Raw genomic sequence first — 9,075 nt, 5'->3', positions numbered from 1 at the left:
TTCCCGTTAATATAATACGCTGATTCTGTGAAAACCGTAAATACAACCTCTACTTCTGGAAGTCCAAAATCCATTACATATGTAGTAATGGCCTTGGCAAATCGATCACGAATTTCCTGTCCACGCTCGAACCATTTCACTTCAATAAGTGGAAACGCTTCTATTTCCTCTCCATTGAATACAAACGTAGAACTTGGTAGTTCCAACGTAAAATTATCCGTACCACACTCACAAATCTCTGCGAGCTCTTCTACTAATGGCTTGCTTATGCGTTTTAATTGTTCAGTATTAATTCCACGAAACACAACATGCGGCATGTGAATCCCTCCGTTAGAAAGCTTTATATTTGCTCACATCATAGCACAATTTATTTTGATGCACTAGAATCTATTGGTACATTTCAATGACATTCTTAAGAATGATCATATGTTATTAAAGCAATACATGTATTGTAAATATTTAAAACATGTGAGTGCTCGGTAATTGGGAAAATAAAAAATGCCTTATCATTCTCCCTGTAAGGAAGCATAAGGGGGCCTCTATTAGGAAAGGGATAGTGCGTGTTTATATATTTTAAAAAGAAAAGACACCCTAAAGTGCCTTCCTCCGACTTGATAACCAGTTTAATTTCAATAAAATTGGATTCCCATCCGAATATTATTTTACCAAGTTAAGTAATGTTGGTCATTGAGAAAGTCAAATACGTAGTGTTCATATATAGTGACCCTTAGGAGCATACAAGATTTAATACAGTTTTTTGGTTAATCCAACAACAAACGAGAACCCTAAAACCCATGGCAGGATAGTTGAACAAGGAATTTCTCTAAACTTTGAAGAATTTATATTCAAAAATATGTTAAGGAGCTTGTGAATTATATGGAATCCATTAGCAAAAGTGAAGTGAAGCTACGAGATATCACAGAGGAAGATCTTTCTATCTTTTATGAACAACAACTAGATTCAACGGCTAACTATATGGCTGCCTTTACAGCTAAAGACCCGACTGATAAGGACGCATTTTTTGACCATTGGACAAAAATTATCGCTGACGAGACCATCACAATTAAGACCATATTATTCAATGGCATTGTCACTGGACACATCTCGAACTTTGAACAGTTCAGCGAACCCGAAGTAAGCTACTGGATTGGGAAGGAATATTGGGGCCAAGGTATTGCAACTAAAGCGTTGTCAGAGTTTCTGGAGTATATTAAGGTACGTCCGCTCTATGCTCGTGCCGCTAAAGATAACCTCGCCTCCATCAGGGTATTGGAAAAATGCGGGTTTAAAATCATCTCTGAAGATAAGGGTTTTTCCAACGCAAGAGGCAAGGATGTTGAAGAATTTATTTTGAAGCTTGAACCTTTTGATATGTAATTTAATACCGTAATACTATTGGAGCGGTCTTGACTAAGAAACCTTCTGTTGTTTAACTAACGGGTGCTTTAATTGAGCAAGAAACTAAGAATTTTTAACTTCCAATAACGAAAATTATGTAAATAAGCTGTCCATATGGGCAGCTTATTGTATGTTTTTGCTTAGCGTGGGTTTTTTCCGACTATCTTAACTAGTCATTACGTATGACTTTACAGTATTAATTGTAAAGTCATACGTTTTTTTATTTCTTTAAAGACTATTTAACCATATTAATTTTTTATAGTATGTATAGTAAATAAAGAAGGAGGAATATTTGGAGGTTAAAGACTTCCATATTCAATAGAATAATAGATTTCAAAAAGAGTGATTGTATGAGAGTAATAAAAACTTTACTATTCTATTTAATTATTGTGGTAATTTAGTAGAATATGGCCCTAGTACCTTTATAAAAATAAGAAGGAGTGATTAATTTGAGAACCGATATAGATAATTGGATGCCAATAACTGTTTCGAGAGTATATGAAGTGTTTTCTGAAATTCCAATTAGGTGGGGCATTGCTGGAGGTTGGGCATTAGATTTACATTTAGGCAATAAAAGTAGGCAACATAGTGATATAGATGTAATAGTCATTCGAGAAGACCAACTAGTTGCTTACCAATCTTTAAAGAGAGACTGGACGCTATACAAGGCAAAAGATGGTAAACTTAAGATTTGGGAAGAAGGAGAATTTTTAAAGTCAACAAATGATGTATGGGTTAGTAAAAACAATAATTCTCCTTGGGCGTTTCAAATTATGTTAATTGATAGTGAAGAAAGTTATTGGATCTATAAAAGAGAAAAATCGATTAAAAGAGCAATAAACGAAATGTTTTTAAGAACGCCCGAAGGGATACCTTATTTGAAACCTGAAGTCCAACTTCTCTATAAAGCTGGCTCTTCTCAAGTCAGGGAAAAGGATTATAATTATTTTCAAACAATTCTACCAATACTTTCACTACAAGAAAAAGAATGGCTTAAAGTATCTTTAAAACAACAATTCCCAGAAGGACATGCTTGGATTAAATATTTAAATTAAAATGTTTTTGAGCTAATCGGTTTATTAATTTAACAAGACATTATACTTTATTAAAATCAATATTTACATTGAATACATGTAAATGATGTGAGAACCATTGATATTCCAATGGTTCTCACATCGAAGTTAAGAAAATCGGAAAATGCTGGCGGTACCCCATGCCCATCAACCTAAGGTTTTAATATCCTCCCTAAATGAAAAATTTCTTTCTCTACAGGTAGTTAGCACATTTTTTGTTTTGGGGGCATTTATTTTTCTTAAGTTGATGGATATGTATGGTGACTACTATTACCTTGTATTTAAATACAAATGCCATTGCCTTTGCTTGAAATTATTTAGCTATTGTTCTTAATAATTGATCGACCAACAATTGAGATTTTAGACCTTCTAATCCATCAATTATTGGTTTTTCATCATTTTGAATACAATCAATAAAATGCTGTACAGCATCTTCAAACCCTCTTTGCTTTAACGTTGTATCCCAAGAAGGAGAAAATGAAGTAGATAGGCTATTATTAGACTCAACTTCTAAAGTATTCATGTTCTTAATCCTTAAAATTGCTCCATCTGTTAATAGTTCAAGCTTCTCAAGGTTAGTACCTGCTTTTCTATGCATATCTGTAAAGAAAGGTATCCCTTCCTTAGATTTATAAACATGTCCGGCATATACTAGGTAATTCTCATTACTTATATTTACCGTTCCATGTAACACATCCAAATCACCATTTGCTAGCCATCTTACTGTATCAACTGCATGTAAATAATCGTCTAACATTCTAAATTCATAAGAATAAGGACCCATACTATCGGTTCTATGTTTTTCAAAACGAACTGATGCTATGTTTTGAGCTTGTTGTTTTGCTTGTACATACATAGGTGCAAAACGGCGATTAAATCCAACCATAAGCTTTCTTCCTGATTTTTCACTTAACTCAACTAATTTTTCAGCTTCTGCAACTGTTGCTGCTAGTGGTTTATCAACATAAACGTCTATCCCTCTAGTTAAAAGAGAAGATACAATTTCAAAATGTGTACTAGTAGCACTATGTACAAAAACTGCATCACACTCTTCAGCAAGTGTTGATAAACTATTAAAGTCTTGTATACGATACTGATTACAAATCATTTTTCTTTTATCTTTATTTGGGGAAAAAGCACCTGTAAACGTCCAATCTTTTTCTTGAGTAAGAATTGGTAAATATGCTTTTTGTGCAATACTGCCTAATCCTATCATGCCAATACGAGGTTTTTTCATGTTTGATCATCCTTTTGTATTGATGTAATTAATAATAAAGTTAGTTTACACAATTTATGATGTATAGACAACTAAAATATTTTTTACGCATATTAAATCACATTGGAAATAAAAGTAAGGCTATAACCTATTTTTACACGTATCTCGACTGAATCCTATACAGAGACGCCATCCTTTTCTATGATTCTACAAAAAGAATAGCGTATTTTTTCATCTTAGAGAAATTTTATATTGTCGGCTTGATAACAATGTGGTAATCCCCCTTATAGTTTCGTTCTCTACAATAAACATTACGAAACTGTCACCTTTACGTAATATTATTAGATAGTTCATTTACTGTTCGAATGTAATAATAAAGACATAAAAAATCATAATAAATTTTTAGAGTTGGAACTTATGAAAGGAAATAATATCTTATCTTCTTTAAAATTCAAATTATATAAGTAAGTAAAGGAATGGAAATATGGAGAAACATTTCAATATATTATCTAATAAAGAAACATCAAATAATGTAACAACTCTTTGGACTTTTCAAAATCAAAGAGCTGTACATCAATTATTAACCAAAGGTGAACTTACAGGCAATTGGAGTTATGTTTTTAATAGCGATAAAGCACCTTATATGTGGATGATAAATCAAATGAAGCTGAAAGGCATTCATTGCAATGGTAATCCTCCAATATGGGCGTTTCATTCATGTAATGGTTATACCCCCCCCCCTGTTCATACAGCAAGAGAATTATTCTCAGATATTCAGCTTGAACAAGGAATACAGCTTATAGAATTCAAATGTCCCAATCCGCTTATTATGTTAACGAGTTATGGGAGTTGGTGTGAAATATATTTTAAGTTCGTTGAAAATTCCAAAGCGAACGTAACAAGTGATGAGCAAAAACATCTATTTGAACTTTATCCTGAAATTGAGGAAGAATGGGAATGTCATGAAATTCAAGCAACGATACCATATCTAAAAAAAGAATGGATTACGAAAATAATTGACCTCGAAAAAGAATAGTTTTTTTGCTGAAAACATAGCATTGATTTCCCTATACGGATGAATTCGAGATACATTTAAAAATGACCATACAGATAGTTATAAATATAAAAAAATTTTTCGAGATTCTGTCATCAGCAAAAATTATGTAAAAAATTAACCGATTCTCTGTACGTTAAGGAATCCGTTAATTTGTGCCCAAACTCTTTTTAATTCTATTAAAAGTAGTTTGAATTGCTACCCCCTCTTCATTCTTTAAATATAAATCCCACATTGCTGCGGATTCATACTCATTCAAGTGCCAACAATTCACAAATACTCTCTTTTTATCTTTCTCAGAACGATCATATACACTTTTCACTACTTGTCCTACTATACTTCTTGAATGTTTTTTGAAGTTCTCACTCGTATTAGGAGAGTCTATGAATTTTTCGATTGTATTACGGGCATCTCCCTCTCCATATCCGCATATATTGAACACCTATTTTTAACTAGTTGGTTTATTTAACATACGACTGATTCAAAAGAGTTATCCTGACAGATGTTTTATTAAAAAGGCCATTTCATTAATGAAATGGCCTTTTTAATATACCTGTCTTGATGATACGATTCACTCTTTATTGAAACAAATGAGCGTAAATTAAGTCTGCTAACAAATAATAACTGTTGAAATAGATATTTCTTGCTGTTAAGAATAGTGGATGTATCTATCTATTTGTATAGAGGAAGCATATCTTTGCCGCAAATGCCTGCCACTTGACCATTAATCGTCCTTTAGGTATCTTTGAATTCATCATGCTTTATGGCCCCCCAGTAGTGTATTTTGATATCTAGCCGTAGCTGAGTTTGTATATGATATTCCCCTTAGTATACTGTTTTTTCCGAAGCGATCTCTAATTTCATCCATTGCCTTTGTTAGTTTAACTTCTTTTTCACGTTGTACAATGTTATCAAATAATGAAATCTGCTCCTCTCCCTCATTTAGTAAATTTGATAGTGAAATACTAACTGATGGAATTGGCTCACCAGTATACAGTGCGTTTGACACTCCCACGGCTAAAGCCGCAAGTACGATTGAACCGCTACGGTTAACATCCCCCACTACAGCAAGTTTTGTGTATCGAGGGTCTTAACGCAACTAACTGATGCGTAAAAACCCTTAAGGTCAACGAAACAAATTTTGCGGTTAGTTAAAAGGTAATAGTCATACATAATTAATACATCCCCTTCTAAAGAACGTTTGTTCTGTGTGTATTATATACGAACTAACGTTCTTTTAAAAGGTGGTTTTTCATTTCAGCATAAATAAATATGAAACACTAGTTAAAAATTCTTTTTTATCGATTGATTGGCAGGAAAATCTGTATATGTTAAAATCTAAATAGAAAATATTACCATCTAATGATTAGACAGCTGTTTTTCATGAGTAAGATTTTAAAGTTCTTAATAAACTAGGAGGCTTAAAAATGAAACTTTTAGGGAAAGTAGCTATTATTGGAGCATTAACTATTGGAGGAAGTGTATTTTCCTATACTGTTGGAAGCATTACCCCTGCTTCTGCTGAATCTCAATTTATACAGAAAGCATCACCGGTTTTCGATGACTGGCAATGGCAAAACTATTTTTTACTCCATCATAATGCAGACTTTCTACAAGAATTAGCTGTTGGTGATTTGAAGCATGGAGATACTTTTGACATTACAATTTATACAGGTGGTAAAGATACAGGAATTGTAAAGATATATCGATTAAGTGAAGATGAGAATGAAGTAGTAAATATGCAAAGATATAAAACAATTTATGATACTGGTACTGAACATAATTATGGTAGATTTGTAACACCTATTACATCAGTTTATAAGCCAGGATCATATGTAGCTGTTATGAAACTTGGAGAAAATTATTATTATGGTGGCAGCTTTAAAATTAAAAAATAATGAATGTTAATTTCACTAATGATAATATTTTTGATATGATTAATGTATAATATAAACATAATTCATGTAATAGTCTAGGCGGTTTGACCAACGGCCGCTTAGCTAATGAGTTATACCCCTTAGAAAAGGTACCTTGCAGCAGGGGTACCTTTTCTTTTATTTTCAGTGGTAAATTAGTTTAAATAGAAGCTACATAGTTAAAAAGTATAATGATTAAATTGTAATTGAAGTGAAGTATGTATCCCATATGAATATTTTTAAATATTAGAAAGAAAATCATTTGAGCGATAGCTGGTATACCAATGATAGTTAAACATTGTACCCAATTATAATTATACGTAGAAAGATGGAGTAATCCAAATGAGCTTCCAGACAATATTAAAGAGGCTGTAATTGAAGTAATGGGGCTTATTATGAAGGAGCGTATAATCTTGTGCCAAAAGAACAATATAGATACAAACATAATGTTCTCACCAATTAATTGAATTGCAATCCCAGGCGCTTTGTGAAGCGTATTAGTAATGGGATTAGATGTTCCTTTGAATGTTGTAAAAGATATTAGTACGGCTAAAAATAGCAACATAATAACATAAATAATGAAAGCACTAAAGAAAGAAATTTTCAACTGCTGGAAAGTGATTTTTTTAGAAAGCAAAAATCTTCGATCCCACATTATAAATAGGAAAACTAATGAAATAGGAAAAGAAAAATAAACTGCTTTAATTATGTATTGCATCAGTATATCTAATTCTTTTATATAATTAAGCGTAAATGAAGGGAAAGGTATGTAAACTGTAGTAATACAAAATATGATAAGTATTAGAAACTGCAGATACGTTTTAGTTTGCACTAAGCAATCTAAATATGTGTTGGCAGCACTTAAGGACTGCTTAAACTCTTTAAAAACTGCGTTCATAACACTCCTCCATTTGTATAAAAGTAAATACATTTAATCCATACTCTGATATGCCATTCTTCCCTAATTTTAATAAATGTAATCTCATCTCATCTCTACACACGTTATAAAATTTCGCATACCGTATTTATTAATTATATTTAAAGTATAGTGAACAAGGGGGTTTCTATTCCAAAAGAAAAAGCATCCCTCTGAATGCTTCATTTATTATATATATCAATTAAATATTGCTTCATCATAATGTGTATCTGGGGTCACCATATCATGTAGAATGACAATAAAGTTGTTTAATTCACAACATAGTCATTTAAAAAATAATAAAGTTATTTAAAAATCTTTCTTTCAAGCGGTCAAAAGGTATTTTCAACTTAGTACAGAACTATATCATAGTAGGTTGACATAAAATAGGTTGGATAAAATTGATATGAATAGGGAGAAAAATACCGATGGATTGCTTAGTTGCAAAGGGTAGTATTTATTATGAAATCGTAGGGAATGGCTTTCCAATATTAATAATGCATTCAATGGGTACAGACCATAAATCTATGAAAGCCTGGATAGAGCCAATTTTTGATAAGATTCAGGGTTTTCAGAGGATATATATAGATTTACCTGCTCACGGTCGAAGTTTAATTGACGAAAATTTCAACTCTTCAGATGATATGCTTTTAAATATTTTGAACTTTATTGATATGACAATTCCTAACCAAGCATTTTCTCTTATTGGTTTTTCATTTGGAGGATATTTGGCACAAGGTGTTTTGCACCATAGACATAAAAATGTAAAGAGTATTTGTTTGCTGGCTACTTCACTTCATTTGAAAGATAGGGATCTTCCTAAAAAAATAGTTGTTACAAAAGATGAAGATTTATTAACAGAATTGGATTCTGATATAAGAATGGCTTTTGAAACATTGATGAATTATCAAAATAAAGAGAACCTTAACTACTTTTTAAACGAAATCCAACCTGGACGATTATTAGCTAATAAAAATTTTTTAATGTCAAATTGGAGAGAGAAAGGGTATTTTCTTTCTGAAGAACCGCTTAATGATGTAGGTACACTTACACAACCTGTACTCATTATTCTAGGGAAACAAGATTCAATCTGTGGTTATAAAGATCACCTTTTTCTTCTAGAAAAATTTCCGAATGCTACGTTTTCCATTTTAGATGGTGCTGGTCATATGCTTCAAATAGAAAAACGTAAAATAGTACAAGAACTAATCAAAGACTGGCTAATTAGGAGCAATTCGGTTTGCGAATCAAGCGAGTAAATACAATCGATAACTTTTTTAGCCAAATTTCCATATCTGTTGCTTGTCAGTTCATTTTGTTGTTCTTCAACTAACAGGTGCTTTAGTTCAATAAGGATTAAATAACTTTATTATTGATTTTTGAGTGCAAATGCAATTAAATGGATAGAAATTAAACAACTTTAAAGAGCCTTAGTACAATAAAATGTGCAAGGCTTATATATATTTCATAACAAAATTCAATAACTTTATTATCACTTTACA

The 9,075-nt window shown here is 31.9% G+C and carries 9 protein-coding genes and 1 pseudogene; 5 read left to right on the top strand and 5 right to left on the bottom strand.

The window, feature by feature from the left end; all coding sequences use genetic code 11:
• Window positions 1-317: DUF1904 family protein (locus AC1DKZ_RS32250; protein WP_476997923.1), on the bottom strand; the 317-nt coding region annotated here is incomplete at its 3' end.
• Window positions 318-876: 559 nt separating this feature from the next.
• Between AC1DKZ_RS32250 and AC1DKZ_RS32245 the strand changes: the two genes are divergently transcribed.
• Window positions 877-1,377: a GNAT family N-acetyltransferase gene (locus tag AC1DKZ_RS32245; protein WP_476997922.1), complete on the top strand. Its 501-nt coding sequence runs from the start codon at window positions 877-879 to the stop codon at window positions 1,375-1,377.
• Window positions 1,378-1,847: 470 nt separating this feature from the next.
• On the top strand, window positions 1,848-2,453 hold the full coding sequence (locus tag AC1DKZ_RS32240) for a nucleotidyltransferase domain-containing protein (RefSeq protein WP_476997921.1): 606 nt from the start codon (window positions 1,848-1,850) through the stop codon (window positions 2,451-2,453).
• Window positions 2,454-2,784: 331 nt separating this feature from the next.
• Here the strand turns inward: AC1DKZ_RS32240 and AC1DKZ_RS32235 are convergent, their stop codons facing one another.
• On the bottom strand, window positions 2,785-3,708 hold the full coding sequence (locus tag AC1DKZ_RS32235) for a Gfo/Idh/MocA family protein (protein ID WP_476997920.1): 924 nt from the start codon (window positions 3,706-3,708) through the stop codon (window positions 2,785-2,787).
• A gap of 463 nt (window positions 3,709-4,171) precedes the next feature.
• Here AC1DKZ_RS32235 and AC1DKZ_RS32230 point away from each other — a divergent pair, with 463 nt between their 5' ends.
• Complete coding sequence (locus tag AC1DKZ_RS32230; protein ID WP_476997919.1) at window positions 4,172-4,723, top strand: DUF3841 domain-containing protein; 552 nt, start codon at window positions 4,172-4,174, stop codon at window positions 4,721-4,723.
• A gap of 166 nt (window positions 4,724-4,889) precedes the next feature.
• Here AC1DKZ_RS32230 and AC1DKZ_RS32225 read toward each other — a convergent pair whose 3' ends face one another.
• Together AC1DKZ_RS32225 and AC1DKZ_RS32220 are read right to left on the bottom strand one after the other, a co-directional pair.
• Window positions 4,890-5,063: a hypothetical protein gene (locus tag AC1DKZ_RS32225; RefSeq protein ID WP_476997918.1), complete on the bottom strand. Its 174-nt coding sequence runs from the start codon at window positions 5,061-5,063 to the stop codon at window positions 4,890-4,892.
• A gap of 432 nt (window positions 5,064-5,495) precedes the next feature.
• Window positions 5,496-5,735: pseudogene (locus tag AC1DKZ_RS32220) on the bottom strand (Y-family DNA polymerase); the annotation flags it as partial.
• A gap of 433 nt (window positions 5,736-6,168) precedes the next feature.
• On the opposite strand from AC1DKZ_RS32220, the gene AC1DKZ_RS32215 reads away from it, so the two are divergent.
• Window positions 6,169-6,639, top strand: coding sequence for a DUF5065 family protein (locus tag AC1DKZ_RS32215; RefSeq protein WP_404457120.1), 471 nt, complete (start codon window positions 6,169-6,171; stop codon window positions 6,637-6,639).
• Between the two features lie 178 nt (window positions 6,640-6,817).
• Here the strand turns inward: AC1DKZ_RS32215 and AC1DKZ_RS32210 are convergent, their stop codons facing one another.
• Entirely contained in the window at window positions 6,818-7,555 is a 738-nt protein-coding gene (locus AC1DKZ_RS32210; protein ID WP_476997917.1) for a hypothetical protein, read from the bottom strand.
• A gap of 446 nt (window positions 7,556-8,001) precedes the next feature.
• On the opposite strand from AC1DKZ_RS32210, the gene AC1DKZ_RS32205 reads away from it, so the two are divergent.
• Window positions 8,002-8,832, top strand: a complete 831-nt coding sequence (locus AC1DKZ_RS32205; RefSeq protein ID WP_078173852.1) for an alpha/beta fold hydrolase — start codon at window positions 8,002-8,004, stop codon at window positions 8,830-8,832.
• Window positions 8,833-9,075: the final 243 nt, after the last annotated feature.

This window comes from Bacillus sp. 05T21 (assembly GCF_056396785.1).
Note: the sequence above shows the minus strand (reverse complement) of the source record. Positions and strands in the feature narration are given on the sequence as shown.

Excerpts from the sequence above, each read along its gene's own strand:
- AC1DKZ_RS32245 (WP_476997922.1), top strand. The coding sequence starts at position 877 with ATGGAATCCATTAGCAAAAGTGAAGTGAAGCTACGAGATATCACAGAG.
- AC1DKZ_RS32235 (WP_476997920.1), bottom strand. The coding sequence starts at position 3,708 with ATGAAAAAACCTCGTATTGGCATGATAGGATTAGGCAGTATTGCACAA.
- AC1DKZ_RS32230 (WP_476997919.1), top strand. The coding sequence starts at position 4,172 with ATGGAGAAACATTTCAATATATTATCTAATAAAGAAACATCAAATAAT.
- AC1DKZ_RS32215 (WP_404457120.1), top strand. The coding sequence starts at position 6,169 with ATGAAACTTTTAGGGAAAGTAGCTATTATTGGAGCATTAACTATTGGA.
- AC1DKZ_RS32210 (WP_476997917.1), bottom strand. The coding sequence starts at position 7,555 with ATGAACGCAGTTTTTAAAGAGTTTAAGCAGTCCTTAAGTGCTGCCAAC.
- AC1DKZ_RS32205 (WP_078173852.1), top strand. The coding sequence starts at position 8,002 with ATGGATTGCTTAGTTGCAAAGGGTAGTATTTATTATGAAATCGTAGGG.